Genomic DNA, 26,425 nt, shown 5'->3' with positions numbered 1-26,425 from the left:
TCAGGCGGCGTTCTTCATCGTCGCCATGTCGATTACGAAGCGGTAGCGCACATCGTTCTTCGCCATGCGTTCCCAGGCTTCGTTGACGTTCTTGATGTCGATCATCTCGACATCGCTGACGATGCCGTGCTCGGCACAGAAGTCCATCATTTCCTGGGTTTCGGCCATGCCGCCGATCGCCGAGCCGGTCAGGTGCTTGCGGCCGAAGATCACGCTGCCGCCGGTCAGCGGCGGGTCCAGCTCGGTCAGCACGCCGACCAGGCACATGGTGGCCTCGCGCTTGAGCAGGCCCATGTACGGGTTGGTGTCATGGCCGACCGGGATGGTGTTGAGCAGGAAGTCGAAGCTGCCGGCGTGCGCCTTCATCTGCGCGGCATCGCGCGAGACCAGCACTTCGTCGGCGCCCAGGCGCTTGGCGTCGGCACCCTTTTCCGGCGTGGTGGTGATCATCACCACGTGCGCGCCGAGCGCCTTGGCGAACTTCACGCCCATGTGGCCAAGGCCACCGAGGCCGATCACGCCGACCTTCTGGCCCGGGCCGACCTTCCAGTGGCGCAGCGGCGACCAGGTGGTGATGCCGGCGCACAGCAGCGGTGCGGCCGCCTTCAGGTCGAGGGTGTCGGATACCTTCACCACGAAGCGCTGCTCGACCACCACGTGGTCGGAATAGCCGCCGTAGGTCGGCGCGCCGCTTTCGCGTTCACGGCCGTTGTAGGTCCAGGTCGCGCCTTCGGCGCAGTACTGCTCCAGGTCGTGCTGGCAGGCGTCGCAGTGGCGGCAGGAATCGACCATGCAGCCGACACCGGCGTGGTCGCCCACCTTGAAGCGGGTGACGTTGCTGCCGACCTCGGTGACGCGGCCGATGATCTCGTGGCCCGGCACCATCGGGTAGATCGAGCCACCCCAGTCGTCGCGGGCCTGGTGCAGGTCGGAGTGGCAGATGCCGCTGTAGAGGATCTCGATACGCACATCGTCCGGGCCGACCGCGCGGCGTTCGAACTCGTACGGGATCAGCGGGTCGGTATGTGAATGGGCGGCGTAACCACGGGCGAGGGACATGGGGAATCCTTTGCAGGGTTTGTCGAAAGGCGTTTTACAATACGCCCCGTAACCAGCGGCAAGAAGCCCGGATATCGGCATGATTCATCAAGTGAAACTGCACAATCATGGCCACTGACAACCTCTCCCACCTGGCCGCGTTCGCGGCGGTCGCCCGCCACCGCAGCTTCCGCCGCGCCGGCGCCGAGCTGGCGCTGTCGACCTCGGCGGTGAGCTATGCGATCCGCGCGCTGGAAGAACGCTTGGGCGTAGGCCTGTTCCATCGCACCACCCGCAGCGTGGCCCTGACCGAGGCCGGGCAGCGCCTGCTCGAGCGCCTGCAACCGGCACTGGGGCAGGTGCATGACGCGCTGGAGGAGATGAACCAGTTCCGCGCCGCACCGGCCGGGCTGTTGCGCATCAACGCCACCCGCGCCGCGGTGCCGACCCAGCTGGGGCCACGGCTGGCGCGCTTCCTGCGCGCCCATCCCGACGTGCGGGTGGAACTGACCGAGAACGATGGCTTGGTCGACATCGTTGCCGAGGGCTATGACGCCGGCGTGCGCCTGCACGAGTTCGTGCCCGAGGACATGGTGGCGGTGCCGATGGGGCCGCCGCTGCGCGGGCTGATTGTCGGCTCGCCGGACTACCTGCGTCGGCACCCGGCGCCACAGCATCCGCGTGATCTCGCCGCGCACGAATGCATCCGCTTCCGCTTCGCCAGCGGGCATCTGTACAAGTGGCAGTTCGAGCGTGGTGGGCAGGCGCAGGAGATCGATGTACCCGGGCGGCTGACCCTGTGCGAGCAGGGCACCGTGGTCAGAGCGGTACTCGATGGCATCGGACTGGCCTACGTGCTGGAAGACACCGCGCGACCGTACATCGAATCGGGGCAGATGATGGCGGTGCTGGAAGACTGGAGCGAGCCGTTCGCCGGTTTCGCGCTGTACTACCCGAAGCAGCGGCAGATGCCGGGTGCGCTGCGCGCGTTCGTGGACATGCTGCGCGAGTGAGGTGCTGCAGGCGTGCCGACCAACGGTCGGCACCCACCGGGGCAGGCAATTGCCGACCAACGAATCGGGATCGGCCGGTAGATCCACGCCATGCGTGGATGGCACCACGCTACGGTTCCTGCAACACCGGCGCCAATAACGCCAGGCACTCACGCAGGTGCGCGTCCACCGGCGCATCCTCGGCCACCACGCCGATCACGCGTTCGCGCAGCGGCTCGGCCACGGCCATCGCGAGCAGCAATCGCGCCATGCGAACAGGATCTCCCTCGCGCAGCAGCCCACGCTGTTGCTGGCGTGCCAGCCAATCGGCCAGCAGCGCTCGGCCGCGTTCAATGCCGTTGTCCAGGTAGGCCTGCAGCAGCGCGTCCTTGCCGGGAAAATCGGTGGCCAGCAGGCGGAACACCTGCACCGCCTGCGCCGACAGCGCCTGTGCGCACACCGCGTGCAGGATGTCCTGCAGCAACGGCAGCACCTCGTCGGCATTGCGCGCATCGCGCTGCAGTTGTGGCGCGAAGCCGTCCGTCCACTCACGCACCGCCAACCCGACCAGTTCCTCGCGGTTGCTGGCATGCCGATAGACGGTCTTCTTCGCCACCCCGGCATGCGCCGCCACCGCTTCGACGGTGGTGGCCTCGTAACCCTGCGCCAGCAGCAGCTCCAGCGTGGCCTGCAGCACGGCGTGGCGGACTTCGGCTTCCGGTCGGGCAGGGCGGCCGCGACGGCGGGTCGGTGATGTGGGTTCGGGCAGGGTGGTGCTGTTCATTGCGCCCATCTTACCGCACCCATCCAATTGCGAAACGGTGTTCGTTTCCTTATTGTCGGGTCTCCCAACCCGTAGGACACCCCGATGGATACCGCTGTGAACGCTCGCGCCTGGCTGGACCACCACGATCTGCTGGACCCGGCGCCGATGCATCTGGAGACCGGCATCCAGCGCCGCGAAGACGGCACCCTGCTGGTGGCGGTGCGCACCGATCTGCACGGCTGCAAGGGCCGCATGCTGGACTGGTGGTTCACCTTCTTCGAGACCACCCAGCACATCCGCTGGTGGCATCCGGTCGATCATGTCGAGCATCGCGGCTGGGACGAGGCCTGGCAGCGCGGGCGCAGCTACCACGGCGCCAGCATCCATGCGGTGGAATCGCTGGCCGACATTCCGCCGGTGGCGGCGCGCCTGAAGTTCCATGACCCGCGAGCGTTGCTGGTGCCCGAGCGACTGCAGGCGGCACAGGATGCAGGCGATGTATCGGCGGTGATCGCCGCGCGCATCGGCTTCGGCGACCACGTCCGCCTGGATGCAAACGGTGACCCCTGCGACGGGCAGATGCTGCACGTGGCGCGCGATACGCCGTTTGGCTGCGTGCTGCGCAGCCGCTTCGTGCTCGGCCTGGACAGCACCGATCCGCACCGCGATGCCGGCGATGCGGTCGGGCTGGGCCTGCTCAAGCACTGCTACACCGAGTTCAGCTTCCTCTCGCGCCTGCTGCCGTCGCTGTACTACGGCGAGCGCGCCAACGGCGAAGCGGTGCCGTTGCCGTGGTGAGTGGTGCAACGGTCATTCGACCAGCACGTCGTAGCCTTCGCTACTGAACTGGATCAGGCAGAAGCCATGGCCGAACGGATCGGCCAGCACGGCGATGCGCCCCCAGCGACGCTCGCGCACGGACTGCTCGAGTGTCGCCCCGGCCGCAACCGCACGTGCCACTGCAGCTTCGATGTCATCCACCACCCAGTCCAGGTGCAGCGGCGTCCAATGGCGCTCGTAGTCGCGCACGTCGCCATCTTCGGTGGCAGCGCTGCCGGCGTCGTTCTGCAGCAGGTACAACGGTGTTGGCCCGCCGAGCAGTTCCACGGCCTCCGGCCCGAGACGGCGGCCGATCCGCAGGCCGAAGGCCCGGATGTAGAAGTCTTCGGCGGCGGCCAGGTCGGGCACGTCGAGGTTGACGATGAACGAAGTGGTGACGGAGTTCATGGGGACTTTCGTCATGTTGTTGGGCACGGATGGACGCTCTAGGATCGAACTGTAGTTCAGGATCGGAGCGCCCTCCGTCGTTGCGACCGGTGGCCTCGTTGCCAGGGAGGATTCCATGCGGGATCTGGAAGTGGAAGCGCGCGTACGCAAGCTTGAGCAGCGGGCAGGCCGATGGCGCTGGCTGCTGGTGGCAACGCCCATCCTGTTGGTATCGACCGTACTGGCCGGTCGCGGTTTTGCCAGCCCTGAGGCCGGCATCGTTCCGGAGATTCGCACCCAACGCCTGATCGTGCTTGATCACGAAGGACGCAAGCGCGTGGAAATCGGCGAGGACGCGCCGGACCTGGACATCAAGCGCAACGCCCGGGTGGCGGGGTTGATCATCTTCGATGGCAATGAACAGGAGCGCGGAGGCATGGTCACCGCCGACGATGGCAGTGCCACGGTTGCCTTGGATGCACCGCGCGGCGTTGGCTATCGCGTGTCTGATCGCGCCGGGATGAAGGTGGGAGCGGACGGTTCGGCACTCATTGGTGTCCTCTCCAACGCCGGAGGCTTTGCCGCCAGGCTGGTCGCGCAGGGCGCGGAAGGACAGCTGGAGCTGAGCCGCGTGGACGCCGCCGAAGGCGGAGCATCCACCCGTGTGATCCACGTGGAAGCTGATAGCAAGTAACGGAGCAACCACAGACTCAAACAGGGAGCGCAACATGCATGAGCAGGATATAGCCGTACGCTTGGAACGCCTGGAGCACAGGCTGCGCCACAGGAATCTGCTTGCTGCCTCGATGTTCGCGCTGGGCGCATCGTTGGCCCTGATCGGGACCAGCGTGGCTACGCCCGACGTCGGCGTGGTGCCGGAGATCCGCACCTATAAGCTGACCGTGCTCGACAGTGAAGGGCGCACGCGCGTGCAGATTGCCGAGGATGCCAGTGACATTGCCCGCAACTCACGCGCAACGGGCATGACCATCTACGATGCGAAGGGCGATGAGCGCGGTGGCATCGGCACCATGGCCAACGGCAGCGCGGTAATGGCGTTGGATGCGCCGGTTGGCGTGGGATACAAGGTTCGCGATCGGGCGGGCATGAGAGTCGCGCCCGATGGCACCGCCGTGATCACAGCACTGTCCAACGAGGGCAGCTTTGCCGCCAGCCTGGTGGCGCAGGGCAACCAAGGGCGGCTGGAGCTGAGTCGGAAGGACTCGGCCAGGGGCGAGATCAGCACCCGTGTGCTGACCTTTGATTCGGACTCGACCAAGGTGGAGAAGGCGCCGTGATGCGTTTCGCAGCGAGAGTTGCATCGCATCCATGCATGGCGTGGATCTACTGTGCGCGCGGGTAATCGACGTAGCCGGCCTCGCCGCCACCGTAATAGGTGCTGCGGTCGGGCGTGGCCAACGCGATGTTGCGCTGCAGGCGCTCGACCAGATCCGGGTTGGCGATGAACGGCTGGCCGAACGCGGCCAGGTCGATGGTGCCCGCTTCAACCAGCTGCAGGGCGCGTTCGCGGGTCATGCCACCTGCCAGGATCACGGTGCCACCGTAGGCCTGCTTGAACTGCCGCAGGAACGCCTCGCCCAGCACCGACTGCCCCGCCTGCAGGTTGTCGTTGAGGTGCACATAGGCCAGCCCACGCTTGCCCAGTTCCTCGGCCAGGTACAGATAGGTGGCTTCGTTGTCGGGGTAGAACGGCATGTCGAAGGTGAGGTTGTTCGGTGCCAGGCGCACGCCGACGCGCTGCGCACCGATGCGCTGGGCCATCGCGTCGACGGTGTCCAGGATTAAGCGCGCGCGATTGGGCAGCGAACCGCCGTAGCGATCATCACGCTGGTTGATGAGCGGGTTGAGGAACTGCTCGAACAGGTAGCCGTTGGCGGCATGCAGTTCGATGCCGTCGAAGCCGGCGGCGATCGCGTTGTCGGCACCCCGTGCGAAGTCCTCGACGATACCGGGGATCTCCGCGGTCTCCAGTGCACGTGCCGGGGTGGGATCGGCGTGGCCGCGGCTGCCATCGTCCAGGTAGACGAACGAGGTGTTCTTCGGTGCGCTGGCTACCGGGCGGGTACCGGCGCTGACCGGTTGCCTACCGTCGGGCTGCAGCGAGGAATGCGACATGCGGCCGACGTGCCAGAGCTGGGCAAAGATCGTGCCCTGAGCGGCATGCACCGCCTCGGTGACGAGCCTCCACCCAGCCACCTGCTCGGCAGACCAGATGCCGGGCACGTCGATGTAGCCCTGTCCCTGCGGCGAAACCGGCGTGCCTTCGCTGATGATCAGGCCGGCGCTGGCGCGCTGCCGGTAGTACTGTGCGGTGAGTTCGTTGGCGACCGCTCCGGGGTTGCGGGCACGGGTCATCGGCGCCATCGCGATGCGGTTGCGCAGGGCGGTGCCTGCAAGGTCGAAGGGGCGGAACAGCGCGGCGGTCATGTCGGTCATCTCGGTGCGGGGGAAGGCGCCAGCGGCGCGATGCACACAGGATGGAGTTGACATGCAGGCGCATAAAGCGCTTCGATCTCCCCGGGTGCGGGACTATTTGTCCCCAATGGAGCGCGATGGATGCTGCCGCTGGAATCGTTGAATGGCTTGGTCACGTTCGTCACCACGGCCCGCTCGGGCAGCTTCACCGAAGCCGCCGACGCGCTGGGCATCTCGCGCTCGGCGGTGGGCAAGGCCATCGCCCGGCTGGAAACACGGCTGGGGGTCCGCCTGTTCCACCGCACCACGCGGCGTATTGCGCTGACCACCGACGGCGAGGCGTACTACGCGTCGTGTGCGGCGGCGCTGGAAGAAATCTCTGCCGCCGAGGCCTGCCTGGGATCGGCCGGCCTGCCCAGCGGACGGCTGCGCATCGACATGCCGTCCTCGTTCGGGCGGCTGGTGGTACTGCCGGTGCTGTTGCGGCTTTGCCGGCAGTACCCGGACCTGCAGTTGACCATGACCTTCACCGATCACTTCGTCGATCCCGTCGAGGAAGGCATCGACCTGCTGATCCGCTTCGGCGGGCTGCACCAGGCCGAGCATCTGGTGGCGCGGCGGCTGGGGCGCCAGCGGCTGGTTACCTGCGCATCGCCGGAGTACCTGCAGGCACATGGCGTGCCGCGCACGGTGGAGGAACTGGCGCAGCACCGCAGCATCGTCGGCTTCCGCCATGGGCAACCGGTGTGGTGGCGGATCGGCAGCGAGGAGGACGAAGGGACATTCATCCCGAATGCGCCGTATCAACTCAATGACGGCGACGCGGTGATTGAAGCGGCCATCGCCGGGCTTGGTATCTGCCAGATGCCGGTTTCACTGGTACGCCGCCACCTGGAATCCGGCGCGCTGCAGTCGGTGCTGGACACGCACATGCAGCGGCATATCGACATCCATGCGCTGTGGCCGCCGACGCGCCACCTGCGGCCCAAGGTGCGCTACGTGGTGGATGAACTGACCCGGTTGGCGGGTGAGGGATTGTTCGATTGAGCCGGCGAGGATTGAGTTCGTGACTTCGGTTTGTATACTATCCCCCAGTATAGTTCCGAGGTGGCCTCTCCATGCCGCACTCCCCCGAAGAAAAGAAAAAGGTCCTGGCCCGCGTGCGCCGCATCCGCGGCCAGTGCGATGCGCTGGACCGCGCGCTGGAAGCCGGTGCCGACTGCGGGCCGGTGCTGCAGCAGATCGCCGCCATCCGTGGCGCGGTCAACGGCCTGATGTCCGAGGTGATGGAGGCCCATCTGCGCGAGGAGTTCGGCCAGCCTGCGGCCTCCGATGAACAACGCGCCGAACGCGTGCGCGACATGAGCGCGTTGATCCGCTCTTACCTGAAATAAACGATGGCGCAACATGGCGCCGCCCATCCTGTCATTGCCTGTCTTTGGAGAAACCACCATGAAGTCCCGTGCCGCCGTCGCCTTTGGTCCCGGCCAGCCGCTGAAGATCGTCGAGATCGACGTCGCCCCGCCGAAGAAGGGCGAAGTGCTGGTCAAGATCACCCACACCGGTGTCTGCCACACCGATGCGTTCACCCTGTCCGGCGATGATCCGGAAGGCCTGTTCCCGGTGGTGCTGGGCCATGAAGGCGCCGGCGTCGTGGTGGAGGTGGGCGAGGGCGTGACCAGCGTCAAGCCCGGCGACCACGTGATTCCGCTGTACACCGCCGAGTGCGGTGAGTGCCTGTTCTGCAAGAGCGGCAAGACCAACCTGTGCGTTTCGGTGCGCGCTACCCAGGGCAAGGGCGTGATGCCGGATGGCACCAGCCGCTTCAGCTACAACGGTGAGCCGCTGTACCACTACATGGGCTGCTCGACCTTCAGCGAGTACACCGTGGTGGCCGAAGTCTCGCTGGCCAAGATCAACCCGGACGCCAACCCGGAGCACGTCTGTCTGCTCGGCTGTGGCGTCACCACCGGCATCGGCGCGGTGCACAACACCGCCAAGGTGCAGGAAGGCGACAGCGTGGCCGTGTTCGGCCTCGGTGGCATCGGCCTGGCGGTGATCCAGGGTGCGCGCCAGGCCAAGGCCGGCCGCATCATCGCGGTGGACACCAACCCGTCCAAGTTCGAGCTGGCGCGCGAATTCGGCGCCACCGACTGCATCAACCCGAAAGACTTCGACAAGCCGATCCAGCAGGTCATCGTTGAAATGACCACCTGGGGCGTGGACCACAGCTTCGAGTGCATCGGCAACGTCAACGTGATGCGCGCGGCGCTGGAATGCGCGCACCGTGGTTGGGGCCAGAGCGTGGTGATCGGCGTGGCCGGTTCGGGCCAGGAGATCTCCACCCGTCCGTTCCAGCTGGTGACCGGCCGCAAGTGGATGGGCACGGCCTTCGGTGGCGTGAAGGGCCGCAGCCAGTTGCCGGGCATGGTCGAGGACGCGATGAAGGGCGATATCGAACTGGCCCCGTTCGTCACCCACACCATGGACCTGGACAAGATCAACGACGCCTTCGACCTGATGCACGAAGGCAAGTCGATCCGTTCGGTGGTCCATTACTGAGGCGCGGCGTGAGCTGGTTCGATGCCCTGCGCGGGCCGCGTGCGGACGATCCTCGCGCGGCTTTGGTCGATCCGATCGAGCAGGCCCTGCGTGCACTGGGCTGGGTCGAGGGCGACGTGGGTCCGCCGCGCGCGGTGGACTCACCCTTCGGCATCGATGAAATGCCGTTCGAGCACTGGCTGGCGCAGGTGTTCCTGCCGCGCCTGCACGAAGCCCGCGCTGATGGCCAATGGCCACCGCGCAGCAACGTGGCGGTCGCGGCGTATCGCAACCTGGACGGCCAGCCCGGTGTCGAACCCTTGCTGCGCCTGTTGGCGCAGCTGGATGAACGGATCAACCAAGGCATCCACGCCGGGCGTGGATAAGCCGACCAAGGTCGGCATCTACCAGAAGCACGCGTGCGCTGACGCGCCGCGCAGGAGAGCACCATGGAACGCATTGAACACCGCGCATGTTTTGGCGGCTGGCAGGACGTTTACCGCCATCATTCCACCACGCTGGGCTGCGACATGCAGTTCGCCGTGTACCTGCCACCGCAGGCGGAAACACAGAAGCTGCCGGTGCTGTACTGGCTGAGCGGCCTGACCTGCACCGAGCAGAACTTCATCACCAAGGCCGGCGCACAGCGCTACGCCGCCGAACACGGTGTGATCATCGTTGCGCCTGATACCAGCCCGCGCGGTGATGACGTGTCCGATGCCGAAGGCTACGACATCGGCAAGGGTGCCGGGTTCTACCTCAATGCCACCCGTGCACCGTGGGCGAAGCACTACCGCATGCACGACTATGTGGCGCAGGAACTGCCGGCGCTGATCGAGGCGAATTTCCCGGCCACCGATGCGCGTGGCATCAGCGGCCATTCGATGGGCGGCCATGGTGCGCTGGTGATCGCGCTGCGCAACCCGGGGCGCTACCGCAGCGTGTCGTCGTTCTCGCCGATCGTTGCACCCAGCCACGTGCCGTGGGGCCAGAAGGCATTCACTGCCTATCTGGGTGACAACCTGGCCGACTGGGCGCAATGGGACGCCTGCGAACTGATTGCGGCGGCCAGCGAGCGGCTGCCGTTGCTGGTCGACCAGGGCGAGGCGGACGAATTCCTGCAGACCCAGCTGCAGCCGCAGCGCCTGCAGCAGGCCTGTGATGCCGCCGGCCATCCACTGACCCTGCGCCTGCAGCCCGGTTACGACCACAGCTACTACTTCATCGCCAGCTTCATTGGCGAGCATATCGCTCACCACGCCCGCGCCCTGCAGGGCTGAGGGCGTTCCGGTAGCGACGGCCGCTGGCAGGCAACCTGCGGTCCTGTGATTCCCCGGGTTTGCCGGCCAGCGGCCGGCACTACCATCGCGGTGCACTCGGAGTGTCGTTTTGCCGCAGTGGATCACGCCGCTGTGGCGTGCCGGCGCGCTATCGTGCGCGCAGACGGCCTTGCGGATCGGGGGTATGCATGCCGGTAGTGCTGGCGCTGCTGTATGTGCTGTGCCATGGCCTGGTGCTGGCCCTGTGGCCTGGCCCCGCCGGGGTAGGCTCCTTCGTTTTCCTGACCGGCGCGCCGCTGCTGGCTGCGGTCGCCTGCCTGTGGCGGGCCCGCCGCGACCGGGCGGCGCTGGGCTGGCGGGCCACCGCGTTGGCGCTGCTGCTGTGGGCCGGCGGCATGGCGTTCAACATGATCGACGCGCTGGGCGCCGGCCGCGCCGATTTCACTCCGCGGGCAAGCCTGTTCCTGTACGTGCTGTACGGTGTGCCGCTGGTGTTCATCCTGGCCCGGGCGCGCCGGGAGCGGGTCAGCATCAGCCTGATCGATGCGGCGATGGCGGCGCTGCTTGGCGTGCTGTTCTTCGTGCATGCGCAGTCGTTCGCCGCCCGCGTGGACATCGACGACCACGCATTGTCCAACATGCAACGCATGTTCGATATCCAGAACCTGTGTATTGCCGGATTCGCCGTGGTGCGCTGGCTGGCCGGCGACGTGCCCGAACGGCGCAGGTTCTTCCGCGCACTGGCGCTGTACGCGATGGCCTATCTGCTGGTGGCCTACTACATCAACCATTACACATCCGACGATGCATTCGGTGCGTTCAACGATCTGGTGATCGACATACCTTTCCTGCTGATCGCCTGCCTGACGCTGGACACGGCGCCGGACGCAGGCACAACGCCGCACCCGCGGCTGGCGCGGACGGTGCAGGCCGCCGGTCCGATCATCCTGCCCTTGCTGCTGCTGGTGGTCGGCACGCTGGTGGTTGATCATGCGCGGCCGTTGGCGGTGGCGGGCTTCGTCGTAGCTACCTTGGGTTTCGGCCTGCGCAGCGTCCTGCTCCAGGCGGATCTGCTGGAGCGCCAAGCGGCGCTGGATCAATTGGCGCGGCAGGACGGTCTGACGGGTGTGGCCAACCGCCGTGAATTCGATGCGCGGCTGATGGCCGAGTGGAATCGTGCGCGACGCAGCGGCACTGAACTGGGTCTGCTGCTGGTGGATATCGACCACTTCAAGGCCTTCAACGACCAGCACGGCCATCCGGCCGGTGATCGTTGCCTGCAGGCGGTGGCCGGGGTGCTGAAAGCCATAGCCGGTCGCGGTGGTGACAGCGTTGCGCGTTATGGCGGTGAGGAATTCGCCGTCATCGTGCCCGGAAGCCCGTTGTCGGGCGTGCTGGCGCTGGCCGAGCGGCTGCGTGAGGCAGTGGAAGCGCTGCCGTTGCCGCAGGGGTCGGTCAGTATCAGCATCGGCGTGGGCTACCTGCACCCGCCGGCTCTGGCCAGCGCCGATCAGTTGCTGGCGGATGCCGATGCCGGCCTGTATGCCGCCAAGCGGGCCGGTCGCAACCAGGTGATCCTGCATGCGCACGTGCTCGACGACGAAGGCAGCGCGCACGGCAGGATGGATTGCTGATCCGGATCTGTCCGTAACGCGCTGAGGGCGCATTGCCGCCGGACTGCATCGCGCCGTGGTCGCGCAGAATCGACCTGCTGGAAGTTCCGATCACCCAGCGCATCACGCTGGACCGTGAGGTCGCGCTGGGTAGTGGCCGGAGGTGGTTGAAACGCCGCCCGATCCGGGGGGGGATGCCGGCTGCTCAGGCCTGGGATCTTTCCCGTTTGCGGAATAGTAGATAGGGCCAGATACCGATCAACATCGCCGATATCAGCGTGCCGCAGACACGTGCGAAAACCGGCTTCGCCGGGTCTGTCCAGACCATCGAGAGCAGGAGCAGGCCGAACACGATCGTCGGGCCACCCAGCAGGATCATCGCGAAGATCTTCACTCGCCTGCTTGTGGGAGCGTTGGCCAACTTGCCAACCATGTCGGTGCCGCCGAAATGCACCTGCAGCGCATCGCTGGTCGAGCGAGCAGGCTGCGGCTTGGCCGGTTCAGGTGGGGCCACCGGTTGCTGAAGATCCACTTCCTGCGGTGCCTGAGGCAGCAGGTCGGACAGGTTGGTCTGCCCGATGAGGGCTTTCAGCTTGGGGTCCATGTGCAATCCGTGCATCCGCTGTTGGCGGCGGCACGATAGCAGCGTGTGCCAGGTACCGTCGAGCTTGTGCGACGGCCCCCGGGCATGGCCCGGCGCCACCGGATGTTGCATGGATCGCGGTAGCGCCGAACGAGAAGCGCCAACCAAGGTTGGCAACTACCAGATCCAAGCCTCAACGCACGTCGCGCAGTTCCCAGTGGCTGCCGGCCAGCAGGCGCAGGCGCTGCTTGAACACGTCACTGTCGATGCGGGTGGTGGCGACCAGGTTGATGCGCAGGTCCTTCTGCTCGCCGGTCACGGTGGCGTCCGGGTCGGTCACGCCCCACTGCGGTTCCACCGCGTCCGGGTCGGGCTGCTTGGCCTTCCAGCGCTCGAACAGCGTGCCGCTGCGCAGGGCGTCCTGCAGTTCTTCGGCGAAACCGGCGGCGCCCTGCGAATGGAAGGACAGGTCAGGATCGTTGCCGCGGGCCTTGGACGGGTCGGGCAGGCTGATGTGGTACTGCGCAGGCATGGAGTTCTCCTTGAAGTGCGGCAAGACTGGCACAACCGCGGTGGAATCGATGTGCAGAATCCGGCCGTGGCCGGCGCTCATTCGAACCGATGTGGCCCATCGGCGAAGCCCACGGTGACCGCGCCCTTGCCGACGTTGACCATGCCGGTCAGGCTCATCACCGATTCGTACACGGTCACGCCGTGGGCGGCGCAGACCTCCTTCATCTGTGCATAGCCGGGCAGGGTGCGCAGCTCGTCCAGTTCGCCGCCGTAGCTGACGCACACCGTCGGTGTCATCAGCCCGGCACGCACACGTTGGCCGACCACCGCGAACAGCTTCTGCACGGCGTTGTCGAAGCCCTTGATCTTGGCCACCGGCCCGGTCTCGCCGCGGTAGCCATGCAGCACCGGCTTGATGTCCAGTGCGCTTCCCAGCGCTGCACTGAGCAGGCCGACACTGCGGTCACCCTTGTGCCGCGCACGTGCGCGCATGTAGTACAGGTCGCGGGTAACCATGTAGCCATGCACGTTGCCCGCCAGTTCCTCCAATCGTTCGCGGATCTGCTGCACGCTGGCGTTGCTGTCGCGCAGGCGCACCGCTTCCACCGCCGTTACCGCCTGGGCAGCGAACAGGTTCTGGGTATCGAGCACGCGCAGCGCGAACGGCGAGTTGTAGCCCGCTGCCTGACGCACCGGTTTGTAGTCGTTGAGGATGGCGAAGCTGGCCTGCAGCGCGTTGTCGTGGATCGGGCTGCGGGTCTTGGTGATGGTCATGCAGAACACGTGGTCGTAATCGATCACCAGCTGCTGCAGGAACAGGTCGCGGATCTGGTTGACGCTGAAGGGGATGGTCTCCGCCTCGGCGCCATGTTCGGCCACATGCGCGTGCAGGAAACTCAGGGTGGCCTGCTCATCGCGATGATCGGCCAGCACGGCTTCGCCGATCCGTACGGTGATCGGCAGCAGCACGATGTTGTGCTCGGCAATGAAGGCCTGCGGCAGGTCGCAGGCCGAGTCGACGACGATTCCGATGCGCATCCGCGGCTCCCCCTCCAGGGCGGTAGTAGGTTCGGAAACGTGAAATCTATCTCAAAATCTGCCGTGGCGCGCGAGGGAAACGCGCCACGCCCCGCTCAGCGGCTGCGCTGGACTGCCACCGGCAGGCTGGCCAGACGCTGCCATTCGGGTTGCTGCAGCAGGCCCGGATCGGCCAGTACCGCGGCCATCAGCGGATGCGCATCGTTGCCCCAGAACAGTTCCCCGTCGATCGCCAGGGTCGGCACACCGAACACCCCGGTGCCAATTGCGGCCTCGGTGTTGCGCCGCAGCTGCTCCTTCACCGCCGGGTCGGCGATGGCACTGGCGACATCCTCGATACCCAGCCGCGCGGCCGGTTCGCGCAGGGCCTCAGGGCTGTCGCCCGCGTGGCCTTCGCGCCAGATCCAGTCGAACAGCACGTCCACCGCTTGCGTGCCGGCGCCAGCGGCCAGGCACAGGCGCAGGGCGGACAACGGGTTGAACGGATGACCCGGCGGGAAGCGCAGCGGCGTGCCCTCGGTCTGCGCGGTCCACAGCAGCTGGCGGTAGATGAAGCGCCGCTTGGCCGGAATCTCCGCGGGTCCGAGGTTGCCCAGGTGGTGCAGCACCGCACCGAAGGCGATCGGCACGGTCTGGATCTGCGCGAACTGCGGCAGCTGCTTCAGCTTCTGCCAATGCAGGTAGGAATAGGGCGAGATGAAATCGAAATACCAGCGCAGTGTGGCCATCGGTGTGTCCTCGTGTGCGGTCAGGGCTGCGCGTTGCGCTGCAGGTAGCGGTCGCGCAGTTCGGTCTGCCGTGAGCGCATCGGCATTGCACGACCACCCAGCCAGACCTGCTCTGCATAGTGCGCCACGTCCAGCGGGTCGCCTTCCCACAGCACCAGGTCGGCACGCTTGCCGGGTTCGATGCTGCCAATCTGGTCGGCCACGCCGAACGCCTGCGCCGGTACCCGGGTCAGGCCGGCCAGGCCATCGGCCCAGGGCAGGCCATTGGCCACCGCATTGCCGGCCAGCTGGCGCATCTTGCGTGCATTGTGGCTGGCGTCGCCGCGCTGCACGAAGGAGACCGCTACGCCGGCACGCTGCAGGCGCGCAGCGTTTTCCAGGGTGGCACCGATCTGGTCGAAGCTGGCGGGCAGATTGGACAGTACGTCGACGAACACCGGCACGTGCGCAGCGGCCAGTTCCGGGGCCACCTGCCAGGCTTCGCTGGCGCCGGAGATGGCGATCTTCACTTTCTCGCGGGCGGCCCAGCGCAGCAGCTGGCGGATGTCGGCGGCACGGTCCACTTCCACCACGATGCGGCCCTGGCCGGCCAGGTAGCGGCTGAGTGCGCGACGCCCGGCCGGCGTCAGCAGTGCGTGCGGCGAGTCCGCAGCCACCTGTCCGCGTGCTTCGTCGATCATCTGCTGCAACAGCATCCATTGCGCGGCGCGTGAATGCCCGGTCAGTTCGGAGGCTGCCGCGCCGATGCGCAGGAACAGGGCACGCGGGCCGATCGGGTCGATGCTGCCATCGAGTCGCATCACACCGCCCTGGCCGGCGACGAAGCCACCGCCCGGGGTCGCGCCGAGTGCGGTGAAGCCGATGCCTTCCAGGCGCGTCACCGGAATCAGTACCGAGGCCGGGTTGTAGGCCAGGGTCACGTCGAACTCGGGTCGCAATGGCTGATCGCTCATTTTCAGCGAGCTGTCGACGGTACTGGTTTCAACCAGGACCTCCTCGATCCCGGTCTCGGTGATGCCACCGAACAGCGCCGGTGTCAGCGGGCGGCCATTGGCCTCCACCACGGTTGCGCCAGCCGGTGCCGACAGCCCGCTGCCCACCGCGCGGATGATGCCGCCCTGCACGAGTACATCGGCGTTCTGCAGGCTGCCGCGCGCGCTGGCGGTATGCACCGTGGCGTTGCGCACCAGCAGCTCCTGTGCCTGCGCGGATGCGCAGATGCAAGACAATGCCATGACCGTAGAACCGAGCCATGCCCGGCTGCCCTTCGCGGCAGACTGCACCAACTGCTTGAGCGCCACCATCAGCGCACCTCCTGGCCAAGCTGGAAATCGGAACGCGGCGTCGCCGCCGGTGCACTGCGGTCGTACAACCTGCGGCCATCAATGAAGACCTGCTCGGCCAGCGCATACGAACTGAACGGGTTGCCGTTCCAGACCACCACATCGGCCATCTTGCCGGCTTCCAGGGTGCCGGTCTGCCCTTCGATGCCCAGCGCCTTGGCGGCGTTGGCGGTCATCCACGTGATGGCGTGCTCGGGCGTGATCTCCGGCATGCGCGCGCGTCGCGCGGACGCCATCACCTTGGCCGCTTCCTGGTTCAGGCGCTGGATGCCTTCGGGTGAATCGGAATGGACGATGGCGCAGCTGTTCTTCGGCCGGTCGACCAGCGCGATGTTCTCCGGAATGCCATCGAAGGCTTCCATCTTGAAACCCCACCAGTCGGCCCAGAGTGCGCCGCAGACGCCGTCGGCGGCCAGCCGGTCGGCCAGCTTGTAGGCCTCCACGCCGTGGTGGAAGGCGGCCACCTTGAAGCCGAATTCCTTGGCGAGGTCGAGCATGGTGGCCATCTCGTCGGCGCGGTAGCAGTGGATGTGCACGCGGATGTCGCCTTCGATGGCGCCGGCCAGCGTATCCAGTTTGAGATCGCGCTTGCCGCCGGCATCACCGGCGCTGTCGCCCTTGTCGCTGCCGAACCAGCCCTTGCGCTTGGCCGGCTTCGGCTTGTTCTTGGCGATGTAGTCGGCGGCATCGATGAAGGCGGCACGATAGCCGGCCACGTTGCCCATGCGCGTGGCCGGGGTCACGCCCTTGCCTTCGCCATAGACCCGCTTGGGGTTCTCGCCGCAGGCCATTTTCAGGCCCCAGGGTGCCCCGGGGAACTTCATCGCCTGGTAGGTGACGGCCGGGACGTTCTTCAGGGTCACGCCGCGGCCACCCACCAGGTTGGCCGAGCCGGGCAGCACCTGCATGCTGGTCACGCCGCCGGCCAGTGCGGTGGCGAAGCCGGGGTCCTGCGGCCACACCGAGTGTTCGGCCCAGACGTTGGCGGTGACCGGCGCGGTCATCTCGTTGCCGTCGCTGTGCGCGCCGACGCCGGGGCTGGGGTACACGCCCAGGTGCGAGTGCACGTCGATCAGCCCGGGGGTGACCCACTTGCCCTGTGCATCGATGCGGGTGACGCCGTCGTCGGCCTGCAGCTGGGGCCCGACGGCAACGATACGGCCCTCGCGCAGCAGCACGTCGGCATTGTCCAGGCGCTGGCCGGTGCCGGTCAGCACAGTGGCGTTCTGGATCAGTACCGGCGCATCGGGATGCGCCTGGTAGGTGCTGGGGTAGGGATCGGCGACGAAGCGCGAGGCGCCCACCGCCGGAGCCGTGCTCAATGAGAGCAGTGCCAGGGCTACCCCGGCGCGCAACAACGTCGATGCCATGCAGTTCCCCTTGCAGTCCGGTCCAATCTTCGACGCTAGCCCGGAGGCGGCGGGCTTGCCAAGTGACCTTCTTCACAGGCCTGCCGACGGTGGCTCGACGGCACCGGCCGGGTGCCTGAAAATAGCCGGTCCCCCGCCGTACCGGACTGGCCATGAAGAGCAAGCAGGAAATCGTCGACAACTGGCTGCCGCGCTACACCGGCGTGCCCCTGGACCAGTTCGGCCAGCACATCCTGCTGACCAACTTCGGCGGCTACCTGCATACCTTTTCCGAGCTGACCGGGGCGCCCATCATCGGCCTGGACCGGCCGATGGCCAGTGCCACCATCGATGGCATCACCATGATCAACTTCGGCATGGGCAGCCCCAATGCCGCGATCATCATGGACCTGCTGTCGGCGGTGATGCCCAAGGCAGTGCTGTTCCTGGGCAAGTGCGGTGGCCTCAAGCGCAAGAACCAGCTGGGCGACCTGGTGCTGCCGATCGCTGCGATCCGGGGCGAGGGCACCTCGGGCGACTACCTGCCGCCGGAAGTGCCGGCGCTGCCGGCGTTCGCACTGCAGCGTGCGGTCTCGACCATGATCCGCGATCTCGGCCACGACTACTGGACCGGCACCGTCTACACCACCAACCGCCGGGTCTGGGAACACGACGAGGCCTTCAAGGAACGGCTGCGGGCGATGCGCTGCATGGCCATCGACATGGAAACGGCCACCGTGTTCGCCGCCGGCTTCGCCAACCACATCCCCAGCGGCGCGCTGCTGCTGGTCTCGGACCAGCCGATGATCCCCGACGGGGTCAAGACCGAGGCCTCCGACGCCAAGGTCAGCTCCCAGTTCGTGGAAAACCATATCCAGATCGGTATCGAGGCGCTTAAGCTTATCCGGCGCAACGGCAAGTCGGTCCGCCACCTGCGCTTCGACGAATGATGATGATGGCCTGGCGCGGCGCGCCGGCCCTGGGGAGTAGGTGATGGACGTTGCCGCGCAAGTGGTGGATTTCTGGAAGGAAGCGGGCCCTGCGAAGTGGTTCACCCGCGACGATGCCTTCGACGCGCAGTTCCGCGGATTGTTCCTGGATGAACATTACGCTGCGGCGTCGCGCGCGCGCGAGCATTGGCTGGGCAGTGCCGAAGGCGCGCTGGCGTTGATGCTGCTGCTGGACCAGTTCCCGCGCAACTGCTTCCGCGGTACCGCCCACTCCTATGCCACCGATGGCCTGGCGCGGCATTACGCCATGCGCGCGATCGAGGAAGGGCTGGACCTGCAGCTGGTACCGAAGCTGCGTGCCTTCATCTACCTGCCGTTCGAGCACTCCGAGGATCCGCTGGACCAGGACCGTTCGGTGGCGATGTTCGATGTGCTGGGTGACAAGGAATACCTGCAGTACGCCGAACTGCACCGCGACATCATCCGTCGCTTCGGCCGTTTCCCGCATCGCAATGCCGTGCTCGGCCGCATTCCCTCGCCGGAAGAACTCGATTACCTGGCCGAAGGCGGATTTGCCGGCTAAGAAAAAGGGGACGGAGGGGATTAAGTCGTTTGTGCCATAAACGACTTAATCCCCTCCGTCCCCTTTTTCAGTGCCGATCAGTACTTCGGCACGCCGTTGTCCACGTCTTCCGACCAGGCATTGATGCCGCCGGTGACGTTGAACACCTTGGTGAAGCCCAGGGCGCGGAACTGCTCGGCGGCCTGCGCGCTGCGGCCACCGTGATGGCACATGAAGGCCAGCGCGGTGTCCTTCGGCAGGGCTTCCAGCGCGGCACGGCCGTTGCCGTCGAAGGTCTTGAACGGCACGCCCACTGCGGCGATCTCACGCTCGTCGGCCGGGCGCACGTCCACCAGGGTGATGTTGCCGGCACGCACCAGGTCGTCGGCATCACGCACGCTGATTTCCTGCACCGGCTTGGGCGCATTCGGGTTGTCGATGGCCAGGCCCTTGCCGCGGATGTCGTCCACCCAGTCGATGGTGATGCCGTTGGCGCGACGGGCGCTGGCCAGGTCGAACTGCACGCGCAGGCCGTTGGACTCGGCGGCGATGGCGCCTTCATCGTGCGGGGCCAGCTGGAAGTTCGGCTGGAAGCCGGCGTCGATGCTCAGCTGCAGGGCGGCGCCCGGGGCGTCGGCCAGCGCGCCTTTGAGCATTTCCACGGCGGCCGGGGTCACGGTGATGCTCGGCGGGGTGCGGTCCGGTGCGGCCAGACCCAGCACGCTGCTCAGCTCGCCGCTGGCCGCCATCTGCAGCACGATGTCGCTGCCGCCGACCAGTTCGCCGTCGATGTACAGCTGCGGGATGGTCGGCCAGTCGCCGTAGGCCTTGATGCCTTCACGGATTTCCTGATCGGCCAGCACGTTGACGTGGGCGAACTCGACGCCGAGGTCCTGCAGGGCGCCCACGGCCTTGGCCGAGAAACCACACTGCGGCATCGACGGCTGGCCCTTCATGAACAGCACGACGCGGTTGGCGTTGAGGATGGATTCGATGCGCGAACGCAGGGCGGGATCGAGGGACATGGACGTCGGGGTTCCGGGAATTCGAATCATCAATTCTAACCCCCATGGCATCATGGGGGATGAGCAGCGCAGGAACATTGCATCGCATCCCGGCACGCCCCTGGCGCTGGCTGCCCTGGCTGGTGGCGTCGCAGCTGGCCGTGATCCTGGCCTGGGCGCTGGCCGGCTGGCAGTGGGGCCTGCCGCTGCTGGTGGCCAGCCATGCGCTGTTCGTGGTGCCGGTATTCCTGCCCAACAGCCGTTTCTATGCACCGGTGCTGAGCCGGGTGCCGGATGCCGGCAACAGCGTCTGGTTGACCATCGATGACGGCCCCAGCCCGGAAACCCGCGCCGTGCTCGACCTGTTGGACCGCCACCAGGCCCGTGCCACCTTCTTCCTGGTGGGGGAACGTGCGCTGGCGCAGCCGGAACTGGTGGCCGAGATCCTGCACCGCGGCCACGACCTGGGCAACCACAGCCACAGCCACCCGCAGGCGCGTTTCTGGCGGCTGGGCCCAGCCGCGATGCGCGCCGAGATCGAAGGTTGCCAGCACGCGCTGCAGGCCTTGGGGGGCCAACCGGTGCGCTGGTACCGCTCGGTGGTGGGCATGACCAACCCGTTCGTGGCACCGGTGCTGCAGCGGTTGGGTCTGGTCCGGGTGGGCTGGAGCGCGCGCGGCTACGACGGGGTCGGCTGCACCACGCAGGGCGTGCTCGACCGCCTGCTGCCGGACCTGCGTCCGGGCGCCATCGTGCTGCTGCATGAGGGGGCCGCACACGGCCACAACCTGGAGATCATCGAGCGCGTGCTGCAGGCGCTGGACGAGCGTGGATTGAAGGCGCAGCTGCCGGTCCCGTGACGGCGAGCCCTGGTGGTGTAGAACAGCCGAGCATTGGCTCGGCGCTACAAGGGTTGGCGACCATCCTGCAGCGCCCGAGCCGATGTTCGGACGGCGGCGCGCAGCGCTGGAAGACGTCGCAGGGCAGCCGAGCATGGGCTCGGCTCTACAAGGGGTGGCGACCATCCTGCAGCGCCCGAGCCGATGTTCGGACGGCGGCGCGCAGCACCGGAAGACGTCGCAGGGCAGCCGAGCATGGGCTCGGCTCTACAAGGGGTGGCGATCATCCAGTAGCGCCCGAGCCGATGCTCGGACGGCGGCGCGCAGCGCTGGCACATGCTGCGCTTGGCCCTACAACGCGGGGCGTTCGGCCACCAGCAACCAGCTGTTGAACGGCGTGCGTCCATGCAGAGGGCGCGGTGCCGTCACCTGCAATCCGGCTTCGCTCAGCGTCGCCTGCAGCACGTTCGGATCGGGGTAGTGGCAGGGTCGCGTGTCCATCCAGCCGACCAGCCAGGCCAGCCGGTCGGCCACCCGCGTGGTGCGGTCGCGGCCATCGCCGGTGGCGAGGGGCGTACGCAGCAGCAGGCGCCCACCGCGGGCAACACGCGCACTGGCGGCGCGCAGCAGCGCCTGCTGCGCACCCGCTTCCAGGTATTGCAGCACATCCAGCAGCAATACGTGCCCGGCCCGGGCCGGCAGCGGCGCCTGCAGGTCCAGACAATCGAAGTGCACATCGTCAAGCTGGGTGGCAGCACGCCGGGCGCGTGCGATCTTGGCGGCATCCAGGTCCACACCGAGGTAGCGCCGGGTGTCGCCGCGCTGGCGCAGCACGTGGGCAAACAACCCCAGCCCGCAGCCCAGGTCCAATACCGGCTGCCCGTCATCGGGAAGCTGCTGCAGCGCGCCGCCGTACAGGGGATCGCTGCCGAGCTTGCTGCGGGTATAGAAGTAATCGCTGCGGTTGCCCCAGACCCGTACCGGGCGGAATGCCTCGGCAATGGAACGCGCCTGTGCGTTCGTCAGTGCAGTGCAGGGCAGCGGCGTGCCAGTCCGTGGCAAGCCGCCCATCGTCTCAGTCCGCTGCGCCGAGCAGGTGCGCGGCCACCGGCAACGCCCGCTTGCTCCACAGCGCGTACATCCGCGCCGAAGGGTGCAGGCCATCCTCGGCGATCATCGTCGGGTCTTCGCCCTGTGCGCGGCTGATGTCGGTGATGTCGACGAAGGCCACACCGTGCCGGGTACTGATCACCTCGGCGGCGGCATTGAACTCGTCGGTCTCGATCTCGATCGCGGCCAGGTCGCGGCCGCTGCCGGCGCCGAACGGGGTCGCACCCCAATCGGGGAAGGACAGCACCAGCACGCGGCCAGCATCACCGCCCGCGAAGCCGATTGCCCGCTGCAGCAGGGCCTGGAACTGGTTGCGGTATTCGTCCAGCGGGCGCCCGCGGTACTGGTTGTTGACGCCGATCAGCAGACTGACGAAGTCGAACGGGCCCTGCGGTGCAGCTACGTCGATACCGGCGTCAAGCTCGTCGGTGGTCCAGCCGGTGGTCGCAATGGTCTGCGGGTCGGACAGGTCGATGCCCTGCGTACGCAGCGCGGCGGCCAGCTGGTGCGGCCAGCGGCCTTCGACCGCAACCGCTTCACCGATGGTGTACGAATCACCCAGCGCCAGATAGGACAGCGCCACGGCTCACGCTACCGAACGGCGTGGCTTCAGCGGCACGACCTTGGTTGCGTCCTCGGCACGGCGGGCCAGCACGCGGTCGATGCGCGCGAACACATCGCGCATCACCGAGGCTTCCGGCAGCAGGGTCACGCGGAAATGATGGCGGTAGGGCACGTTGAAGCTGGAACCCGGTACCACCAGCACGCCTTCGTTGTTCATCAGGTCCAGCGCGAAGTTGTGGTCGTCGAAGCCCTTGGCGGCGGCACCGACCACGGCCGGGAACGCGTACAGCGCACCGGCCGGCGCGACCAGCGACAGGTGCTCGCTGGCTTCGCAGGCCTCGATCACCGCGCGGCGGGTTTCATACAGGCGGCCGCCCGGCGTGCACAGTTCGGAAATGGTGTCCGGGCCGTTCACCGCGGCTTCGATGGCGTACTGGCCCGGCACGTTGGCGCACAGGCGCAGCGCGCCGAGCAGGTCCAGCGCGGCGCGGAAGTCGCCCAGGCGCGCGTCGTCGCCGCTGAGGTGGGCCCAGCCCACGCGCCAGCCGCAGGCACGGTGCACCTTGCTCAGGCCGCTGAAGGTCAGGCACGGATGATCACCGGCCAGCGGCGCGACCGGCTGGAACACCGCGTCGTCGTACAGGATCTGGTCGTAGATCTCATCGACCAGCAACAGCAGGTTGTGGCGTCGTGCGATCTCGACCACGCGCTCCAGCAGTTCGCGCGGGTAGCTGGCGCCGCTGGGGTTGTTCGGGTTGATCAGCACGATGGCACGGGTGCGCGACGACACCAGCGTCTCGATTTCGCTCGGGTCCGGCTGGAAGCCGTTCTCGGCAGCGCAGCGGTAGTACACCGGGCGGCCATCGTTGAGGATGGTCGAGGCCGACCACAGCGGGTAGTCCGGCGAGGGCACCAGCACTTCATCGCCCGGGTTGAGCAGCGCGCGCAGCGACAGGTCGATCAGCTCGCTGACGCCATTGCCGACGAACACGCGGTCCGGGTGCGCATCCGGTGCGCCACGACGGGCGTAGTAACCGGCGATGGCCTCGCGCGCCACCGGCAGGCCCTGCTGATGGGTGTACGGGTCGGTGCGGCCCATGTCGTCGGCGATCGCACGCTGCAGGTGCTCCGGCGCGCGGAAACCGAAAGCGCCCGGATTGCCGATGTTGAGCTTGATCAGCTTGCGGCCCTGCGCCTCCAGCTCCCGGGCTCGCCGCGCCAGTTCTCCGCGGATTTCGTAGCGCACTTCGGAAAGGCGCTCGCGGATGGCCAGGGGCTTGGGCGAGTTGGTGGACATGGGAGCTGGGCCGTCAAAAGGCATGGGGCTTCCATCCTACCGGAATTGCTGCAATGCATGGCAAGGGCGCCGGGCCCGTCATTGCTGGGCTGGCAGGGCGCCGGCACAGGTAGAATGGCGGCGATGACCCAGACCCCCGATTTCATCGCCCTGCAGACCATTGGCTGGCCCTGGCCGGGCCCGGCGCAGCAGGCCGACTGGCAGGCCGCGATGGCCGCACATCCGCAGGCCCGCCCGGCGCGGGTGATCGAACAGCACCGCACCCACTACGTGGTGGCCGATGGCCCGGATGCGTCGATCAAGGCCGAGTCGCTGCCGGAATGGCAGCGCCCGCGCTTCCCCAGCCATGAACGACCGGCGGTGGGTGACTGGGTGCTGCTGGACGGCATCCGCATCGTCGCGCTGCTGCCACGCCGCACCGCGATCAAGCGAGGCGCCGCCGGTGAGCACTACCACCAGCAGGTGATCGCGGCCAACATCGACACGGTGTTCATCGTCTGCGGCCTGGATGCCGACTTCAATCCGCGCCGCATCGAGCGCTACCTGCTGCTGGTCGGCGGTGGCGGTGCCGAACCGGTGGTGGTGCTGACCAAGGCCGACCAGACCGAATACAGCGAGGACGCACTGGCAGTGCTGGAAGAGCTGGAGATGCAGGGTATCGCCCTGCATGCGATCAACGGTCTGGATGCCGACAGCGTGGCGGTGCTGCAACCTTGGCTGGGCCCGGGCCGCACGGTGGTGCTGGTCGGCTCCTCAGGTGCCGGCAAGTCCACGCTGACCAACACCCTGCTCGGCGAGCAGCGGATGAAGACCAACGCGGTGCGCGCGAACGATTCGCGCGGCCGCCACACCACCACCCATCGCGCGCTGATGCCGCTGCCGACCGGCGCCTGCCTGATCGACACCCCCGGCATGCGCGAGCTGAAGCCGACCGGTGAAGAGACGCTGTCCGAAGGTGGCTTCGCCGATATTGAAGCGCTGGCCGAACAGTGCCGGTTCCGCGACTGCTCGCATCACCAGGAACCGGGCTGTGCGGTACGGGCGGCGATCGAGGCCGGCGAGATCGAAGAGAGCCGGCTGCTGAACTACTTCAAGCTGAAGGAAGAAGTGGCGGCCGCTGCCGCCAAGCTGGCGGTACGCCAGGCCGAAACCGCGCAGGAGCGCGGCGGCAAGAAGGGCAAGGGCCAGCAGTTCCGCCCGGCCGGCAAGCCGCGTAGGCGCTGACAGTGCAGCCGAGCGTGGGCTCGGCTCTACAAGAGATGCATCCCGGGACACCCTGTAGCGCCCGAGCCAACGCTCGGGCGGTGGCGCGCAGCGCCGGACATGGCAGGGCGCTATAGTCCGCGCATGGAACCGACTGCGACGCTGGACCGTGACGTGGCCCACCATGCAGCGCTCGATGCGCGCCTGGTCGAGGCCGTGGGAGGCATCCGCCTGCTGGGCCTGACCAGTTGGCCGGCAACGGTGCAGGCACCGTTCCTGGACAGCGTGGCACGTGGCCAGCCGGTGCTGCCGAAGGTGGATTACCCACGGCTGGACTTCAGCGAAGAACGTCGCGCGCTGGCCTCGATCGCCGTCGACTGCGACGACACTCATCCGCTGGGCCACTACGTGCGGCAGTCAGCGCAGAGCTGGGACCTGGCCGCGCAGCTGCTGGAAGGGCTGGGCACCGCCGCCGTTGATACCTGTTCGGTGCAGCTGTTCGGCGCCCCCGAGCAGCCACTGCCGGGCAATGGCCCGAGCACGCGCGAAGCGGCGCGCCACTTCATACAGATTGCCGCCGAACTGGACCACGAACTGCTGGCGCCGGAAGAGCAGGTGCCGGTCTCGGCCATCGCCCTGCAGCTGCAGCTGCAGAATGATCTGGATGCGTTCTTCGAATCGCGCATCATCCAGGTGCAGCTCGACCCGGAACTGGTGTCCAAGGCCGCTGCCGGCCCGACCCGCATCCGGCTGCGCACCAGTGCGCGCTTCAGCGCCTACGACCGCGCGCAGCTGTTCCACCACGAAGCGCTGGTGCATTCGCTGACCGCATTGAATGGCCGCGAACAACCCGTGTTGCCCAGCCTGGCGTTGTCGTCGCCGCGGGTGACGGCCACCCAGGAAGGGCTGGCCACCTTCGCCGAACAGATCACCGGCAGCATCGACATCGAGCGCCTGAAGCGCATCAGCCTGCGTACCGAAGCGATCGCCATGGCGCGCGAAGGCGCCGATTTCATCGAGGTGTTCCGCTACTTCTGCGATGCCGGACAGAACCCGGAAGAGAGTTTCGCCTCGGCGCAGCGCGTGTTCCGTGGGGTACCGCCGAGTGGCGGCCTCGCCTTCACCAAGGACACGGTGTACCTGCGCGGACTGGTATCGGTGCACACCTTCTTCCGCCACATGCTGGCCGAGGACCGCCTGCAGGTCTGCCGCTGGTTGTTCGCGGGCAAGATGAGCCTGACCGATGCGATCGCGTTCGCGCCGCTGTTCGAGTCGGGGGTGCTGAAGCCGCCTCGCTGGCTGCCGCACTGGATGAGCCGGGCGAACGGCCTGGCCGGCATGCTGGCGTTCTCGCTGTTTGCCAACCGGATACGAATGGACCAGCTGGCGCCGGAATGAAAGGCGTTGGCGGGATGATGCGCTGGCGCCTCGATTGATATCGCTGGGCGGCGGTGGCGCACCCTGGCCAGG

General features: G+C 67.2%; 29 protein-coding genes. 15 read left to right on the top strand and 14 right to left on the bottom strand.

The window, feature by feature from the left end; all coding sequences use genetic code 11:
- Positions 1-1,059 carry an NAD(P)-dependent alcohol dehydrogenase gene (locus N5J73_RS19555; RefSeq protein ID WP_049448859.1) on the bottom strand — a complete coding sequence of 353 codons (1,059 nt, stop codon included), beginning with the start codon at positions 1,057-1,059 and terminating at the stop codon, positions 1-3.
- Positions 1,060-1,166: 107 nt separating this feature from the next.
- On the opposite strand from N5J73_RS19555, the gene N5J73_RS19550 reads away from it, so the two are divergent.
- The gene (locus N5J73_RS19550; RefSeq protein WP_049448857.1) at positions 1,167-2,051 is read left to right on the top strand and encodes a LysR family transcriptional regulator; all 885 of its coding nucleotides are present in this window, start codon (positions 1,167-1,169) and stop codon (positions 2,049-2,051) included.
- A 109-nt stretch (positions 2,052-2,160) separates the two neighbouring features.
- Here the strand turns inward: N5J73_RS19550 and N5J73_RS19545 are convergent, their stop codons facing one another.
- Positions 2,161-2,823, bottom strand: coding sequence for a TetR/AcrR family transcriptional regulator (locus tag N5J73_RS19545; protein WP_049448856.1), 663 nt, complete (start codon positions 2,821-2,823; stop codon positions 2,161-2,163).
- A 75-nt stretch (positions 2,824-2,898) separates the two neighbouring features.
- Here N5J73_RS19545 and N5J73_RS19540 point away from each other — a divergent pair, with 75 nt between their 5' ends.
- On the top strand, positions 2,899-3,594 hold the full coding sequence (locus N5J73_RS19540) for a hypothetical protein (RefSeq protein ID WP_049448853.1): 696 nt from the start codon (positions 2,899-2,901) through the stop codon (positions 3,592-3,594).
- Positions 3,595-3,606: 12 nt separating this feature from the next.
- On the opposite strand, the gene N5J73_RS19535 is transcribed toward N5J73_RS19540, so the two are convergent.
- Positions 3,607-4,023, bottom strand: coding sequence for a VOC family protein (locus tag N5J73_RS19535; RefSeq protein WP_049448851.1), 417 nt, complete (start codon positions 4,021-4,023; stop codon positions 3,607-3,609).
- Between the two features lie 115 nt (positions 4,024-4,138).
- Here N5J73_RS19535 and N5J73_RS19530 point away from each other — a divergent pair, with 115 nt between their 5' ends.
- Positions 4,139-4,696, top strand: coding sequence for a hypothetical protein (locus tag N5J73_RS19530; RefSeq protein ID WP_049448849.1), 558 nt, complete (start codon positions 4,139-4,141; stop codon positions 4,694-4,696).
- A gap of 34 nt (positions 4,697-4,730) precedes the next feature.
- Positions 4,731-5,300 carry a hypothetical protein gene (locus N5J73_RS19525; protein WP_141097678.1) on the top strand — a complete coding sequence of 190 codons (570 nt, stop codon included), beginning with the start codon at positions 4,731-4,733 and terminating at the stop codon, positions 5,298-5,300.
- Positions 5,301-5,346: 46 nt separating this feature from the next.
- On the opposite strand, the gene N5J73_RS19520 is transcribed toward N5J73_RS19525, so the two are convergent.
- Positions 5,347-6,450 carry an alkene reductase gene (locus tag N5J73_RS19520; RefSeq protein ID WP_049448871.1) on the bottom strand — a complete coding sequence of 368 codons (1,104 nt, stop codon included), beginning with the start codon at positions 6,448-6,450 and terminating at the stop codon, positions 5,347-5,349.
- Between the two features lie 129 nt (positions 6,451-6,579).
- Here N5J73_RS19520 and N5J73_RS19515 point away from each other — a divergent pair, with 129 nt between their 5' ends.
- From N5J73_RS19515 to N5J73_RS19490, 6 genes are all read left to right on the top strand, one after another.
- Positions 6,580-7,485 carry a LysR family transcriptional regulator gene (locus N5J73_RS19515; RefSeq protein WP_049448845.1) on the top strand — a complete coding sequence of 302 codons (906 nt, stop codon included), beginning with the start codon at positions 6,580-6,582 and terminating at the stop codon, positions 7,483-7,485.
- Between the two features lie 71 nt (positions 7,486-7,556).
- Positions 7,557-7,832, top strand: a complete 276-nt coding sequence (gene frmR, locus N5J73_RS19510; RefSeq protein ID WP_005411009.1) for a formaldehyde-responsive transcriptional repressor FrmR — start codon at positions 7,557-7,559, stop codon at positions 7,830-7,832.
- A gap of 58 nt (positions 7,833-7,890) precedes the next feature.
- Positions 7,891-9,000, top strand: a complete 1,110-nt coding sequence (locus tag N5J73_RS19505) for an S-(hydroxymethyl)glutathione dehydrogenase/class III alcohol dehydrogenase (RefSeq protein ID WP_049448843.1) — start codon at positions 7,891-7,893, stop codon at positions 8,998-9,000.
- 8 nt (positions 9,001-9,008) lie between these two features.
- On the top strand, positions 9,009-9,365 hold the full coding sequence (locus tag N5J73_RS19500) for a YqcC family protein (RefSeq protein ID WP_049448840.1): 357 nt from the start codon (positions 9,009-9,011) through the stop codon (positions 9,363-9,365).
- Between the two features lie 63 nt (positions 9,366-9,428).
- A complete protein-coding gene (gene fghA, locus N5J73_RS19495; protein ID WP_049448838.1) occupies positions 9,429-10,259 on the top strand; it encodes an S-formylglutathione hydrolase in 831 nt (276 codons plus the stop codon).
- 188 nt (positions 10,260-10,447) lie between these two features.
- Positions 10,448-11,893, top strand: a complete 1,446-nt coding sequence (locus N5J73_RS19490; RefSeq protein ID WP_049451441.1) for a GGDEF domain-containing protein — start codon at positions 10,448-10,450, stop codon at positions 11,891-11,893.
- A 184-nt stretch (positions 11,894-12,077) separates the two neighbouring features.
- Here N5J73_RS19490 and N5J73_RS19485 read toward each other — a convergent pair whose 3' ends face one another.
- From N5J73_RS19485 to N5J73_RS19460, 6 genes are all read right to left on the bottom strand, one after another.
- A complete protein-coding gene (locus tag N5J73_RS19485) occupies positions 12,078-12,476 on the bottom strand; it encodes a hypothetical protein (protein WP_049448836.1) in 399 nt (132 codons plus the stop codon).
- Between the two features lie 172 nt (positions 12,477-12,648).
- Positions 12,649-12,987, bottom strand: a complete 339-nt coding sequence (locus tag N5J73_RS19480) for a hypothetical protein (RefSeq protein ID WP_005414449.1) — start codon at positions 12,985-12,987, stop codon at positions 12,649-12,651.
- 77 nt (positions 12,988-13,064) lie between these two features.
- Positions 13,065-14,006 carry a DegV family protein gene (locus N5J73_RS19475; RefSeq protein ID WP_049448834.1) on the bottom strand — a complete coding sequence of 314 codons (942 nt, stop codon included), beginning with the start codon at positions 14,004-14,006 and terminating at the stop codon, positions 13,065-13,067.
- Between the two features lie 95 nt (positions 14,007-14,101).
- Complete coding sequence (locus tag N5J73_RS19470; protein WP_049448832.1) at positions 14,102-14,734, bottom strand: 2-hydroxychromene-2-carboxylate isomerase; 633 nt, start codon at positions 14,732-14,734, stop codon at positions 14,102-14,104.
- A gap of 20 nt (positions 14,735-14,754) precedes the next feature.
- Positions 14,755-16,038 carry an amidohydrolase family protein gene (locus N5J73_RS19465; RefSeq protein WP_080354937.1) on the bottom strand — a complete coding sequence of 428 codons (1,284 nt, stop codon included), beginning with the start codon at positions 16,036-16,038 and terminating at the stop codon, positions 14,755-14,757.
- Complete coding sequence (locus tag N5J73_RS19460) at positions 16,038-17,447, bottom strand: amidohydrolase (protein ID WP_049448830.1); 1,410 nt, start codon at positions 17,445-17,447, stop codon at positions 16,038-16,040. Before N5J73_RS19460 ends, N5J73_RS19465 begins: the two co-directional genes overlap by 1 nt.
- A gap of 152 nt (positions 17,448-17,599) precedes the next feature.
- On the opposite strand from N5J73_RS19460, the gene N5J73_RS19455 reads away from it, so the two are divergent.
- Together N5J73_RS19455 and N5J73_RS19450 are read left to right on the top strand one after the other, a co-directional pair.
- Positions 17,600-18,376, top strand: coding sequence for an AMP nucleosidase (locus tag N5J73_RS19455; protein ID WP_049415280.1), 777 nt, complete (start codon positions 17,600-17,602; stop codon positions 18,374-18,376).
- 43 nt (positions 18,377-18,419) lie between these two features.
- A complete protein-coding gene (locus N5J73_RS19450) occupies positions 18,420-18,959 on the top strand; it encodes a DUF924 family protein (protein WP_049448828.1) in 540 nt (179 codons plus the stop codon).
- A gap of 77 nt (positions 18,960-19,036) precedes the next feature.
- On the opposite strand, the gene grxD is transcribed toward N5J73_RS19450, so the two are convergent.
- The gene (gene grxD / locus N5J73_RS19445) at positions 19,037-19,963 is read right to left on the bottom strand and encodes a Grx4 family monothiol glutaredoxin (protein ID WP_032956577.1); all 927 of its coding nucleotides are present in this window, start codon (positions 19,961-19,963) and stop codon (positions 19,037-19,039) included.
- A gap of 59 nt (positions 19,964-20,022) precedes the next feature.
- Between grxD and N5J73_RS19440 the strand changes: the two genes are divergently transcribed.
- Positions 20,023-20,802, top strand: coding sequence for a polysaccharide deacetylase family protein (locus N5J73_RS19440; protein ID WP_049448826.1), 780 nt, complete (start codon positions 20,023-20,025; stop codon positions 20,800-20,802).
- A 330-nt stretch (positions 20,803-21,132) separates the two neighbouring features.
- On the opposite strand, the gene N5J73_RS19435 is transcribed toward N5J73_RS19440, so the two are convergent.
- Genes N5J73_RS19435 through N5J73_RS19425 form a run of 3 tightly spaced genes read right to left on the bottom strand, consistent with a single transcriptional unit; the run spans position 21,133 to position 23,752 of the window.
- Positions 21,133-21,852 carry a class I SAM-dependent methyltransferase gene (locus tag N5J73_RS19435; RefSeq protein ID WP_049448342.1) on the bottom strand — a complete coding sequence of 240 codons (720 nt, stop codon included), beginning with the start codon at positions 21,850-21,852 and terminating at the stop codon, positions 21,133-21,135.
- Positions 21,853-21,856: 4 nt separating this feature from the next.
- The gene (locus tag N5J73_RS19430) at positions 21,857-22,474 is read right to left on the bottom strand and encodes an SGNH/GDSL hydrolase family protein (RefSeq protein WP_164078717.1); all 618 of its coding nucleotides are present in this window, start codon (positions 22,472-22,474) and stop codon (positions 21,857-21,859) included.
- A 3-nt stretch (positions 22,475-22,477) separates the two neighbouring features.
- Positions 22,478-23,752, bottom strand: coding sequence for a pyridoxal phosphate-dependent aminotransferase (locus tag N5J73_RS19425; RefSeq protein WP_057500553.1), 1,275 nt, complete (start codon positions 23,750-23,752; stop codon positions 22,478-22,480).
- 114 nt (positions 23,753-23,866) lie between these two features.
- On the opposite strand from N5J73_RS19425, the gene rsgA reads away from it, so the two are divergent.
- A complete protein-coding gene (rsgA, locus tag N5J73_RS19420; RefSeq protein ID WP_164078719.1) occupies positions 23,867-24,976 on the top strand; it encodes a ribosome small subunit-dependent GTPase A in 1,110 nt (369 codons plus the stop codon).
- 123 nt (positions 24,977-25,099) lie between these two features.
- Positions 25,100-26,353, top strand: a complete 1,254-nt coding sequence (locus tag N5J73_RS19415; protein WP_164078716.1) for a flavohemoglobin expression-modulating QEGLA motif protein — start codon at positions 25,100-25,102, stop codon at positions 26,351-26,353.
- The last annotated feature ends 72 nt before the right edge of the window (positions 26,354-26,425 follow it).

It is taken from the genome of Stenotrophomonas sp. GD03654, assembly GCF_029845105.1.
GTDB lineage: Bacteria > Pseudomonadota > Gammaproteobacteria > Xanthomonadales > Xanthomonadaceae > Stenotrophomonas > Stenotrophomonas africana.
The sequence above is the reverse complement of the archived record's forward strand: the minus strand, read 5'-3'. Positions and strand labels throughout refer to the sequence as shown.

Excerpts from the sequence above, each read along its gene's own strand:
- N5J73_RS19520 (WP_049448871.1), bottom strand. The coding sequence starts at position 6,450 with ATGACCGCCGCGCTGTTCCGCCCCTTCGACCTTGCAGGCACCGCCCTG.
- N5J73_RS19555 (WP_049448859.1), bottom strand. The coding sequence starts at position 1,059 with ATGTCCCTCGCCCGTGGTTACGCCGCCCATTCACATACCGACCCGCTG.
- N5J73_RS19540 (WP_049448853.1), top strand. The coding sequence starts at position 2,899 with ATGGATACCGCTGTGAACGCTCGCGCCTGGCTGGACCACCACGATCTG.
- N5J73_RS19490 (WP_049451441.1), top strand. The coding sequence starts at position 10,448 with ATGCCGGTAGTGCTGGCGCTGCTGTATGTGCTGTGCCATGGCCTGGTG.
- N5J73_RS19505 (WP_049448843.1), top strand. The coding sequence starts at position 7,891 with ATGAAGTCCCGTGCCGCCGTCGCCTTTGGTCCCGGCCAGCCGCTGAAG.
- fghA (WP_049448838.1), top strand. The coding sequence starts at position 9,429 with ATGGAACGCATTGAACACCGCGCATGTTTTGGCGGCTGGCAGGACGTT.
- N5J73_RS19415 (WP_164078716.1), top strand. The coding sequence starts at position 25,100 with ATGGAACCGACTGCGACGCTGGACCGTGACGTGGCCCACCATGCAGCG.
- N5J73_RS19465 (WP_080354937.1), bottom strand. The coding sequence starts at position 16,038 with ATGGTGGCGCTCAAGCAGTTGGTGCAGTCTGCCGCGAAGGGCAGCCGG.
- N5J73_RS19480 (WP_005414449.1), bottom strand. The coding sequence starts at position 12,987 with ATGCCTGCGCAGTACCACATCAGCCTGCCCGACCCGTCCAAGGCCCGC.
- N5J73_RS19435 (WP_049448342.1), bottom strand. The coding sequence starts at position 21,852 with ATGGGCGGCTTGCCACGGACTGGCACGCCGCTGCCCTGCACTGCACTG.
- N5J73_RS19545 (WP_049448856.1), bottom strand. The coding sequence starts at position 2,823 with ATGGGCGCAATGAACAGCACCACCCTGCCCGAACCCACATCACCGACC.
- N5J73_RS19550 (WP_049448857.1), top strand. The coding sequence starts at position 1,167 with ATGGCCACTGACAACCTCTCCCACCTGGCCGCGTTCGCGGCGGTCGCC.
- N5J73_RS19515 (WP_049448845.1), top strand. The coding sequence starts at position 6,580 with ATGCTGCCGCTGGAATCGTTGAATGGCTTGGTCACGTTCGTCACCACG.
- N5J73_RS19450 (WP_049448828.1), top strand. The coding sequence starts at position 18,420 with ATGGACGTTGCCGCGCAAGTGGTGGATTTCTGGAAGGAAGCGGGCCCT.
- N5J73_RS19425 (WP_057500553.1), bottom strand. The coding sequence starts at position 23,752 with ATGTCCACCAACTCGCCCAAGCCCCTGGCCATCCGCGAGCGCCTTTCC.
- N5J73_RS19525 (WP_141097678.1), top strand. The coding sequence starts at position 4,731 with ATGCATGAGCAGGATATAGCCGTACGCTTGGAACGCCTGGAGCACAGG.
- N5J73_RS19440 (WP_049448826.1), top strand. The coding sequence starts at position 20,023 with ATGAGCAGCGCAGGAACATTGCATCGCATCCCGGCACGCCCCTGGCGC.
- N5J73_RS19485 (WP_049448836.1), bottom strand. The coding sequence starts at position 12,476 with ATGGACCCCAAGCTGAAAGCCCTCATCGGGCAGACCAACCTGTCCGAC.
- rsgA (WP_164078719.1), top strand. The coding sequence starts at position 23,867 with ATGGCGGCGATGACCCAGACCCCCGATTTCATCGCCCTGCAGACCATT.
- frmR (WP_005411009.1), top strand. The coding sequence starts at position 7,557 with ATGCCGCACTCCCCCGAAGAAAAGAAAAAGGTCCTGGCCCGCGTGCGC.
- N5J73_RS19470 (WP_049448832.1), bottom strand. The coding sequence starts at position 14,734 with ATGGCCACACTGCGCTGGTATTTCGATTTCATCTCGCCCTATTCCTAC.
- grxD (WP_032956577.1), bottom strand. The coding sequence starts at position 19,963 with ATGTCCCTCGATCCCGCCCTGCGTTCGCGCATCGAATCCATCCTCAAC.
- N5J73_RS19455 (WP_049415280.1), top strand. The coding sequence starts at position 17,600 with ATGAAGAGCAAGCAGGAAATCGTCGACAACTGGCTGCCGCGCTACACC.
- N5J73_RS19460 (WP_049448830.1), bottom strand. The coding sequence starts at position 17,447 with ATGGCATCGACGTTGTTGCGCGCCGGGGTAGCCCTGGCACTGCTCTCA.
- N5J73_RS19475 (WP_049448834.1), bottom strand. The coding sequence starts at position 14,006 with ATGCGCATCGGAATCGTCGTCGACTCGGCCTGCGACCTGCCGCAGGCC.
- N5J73_RS19535 (WP_049448851.1), bottom strand. The coding sequence starts at position 4,023 with ATGAACTCCGTCACCACTTCGTTCATCGTCAACCTCGACGTGCCCGAC.
- N5J73_RS19530 (WP_049448849.1), top strand. The coding sequence starts at position 4,139 with ATGCGGGATCTGGAAGTGGAAGCGCGCGTACGCAAGCTTGAGCAGCGG.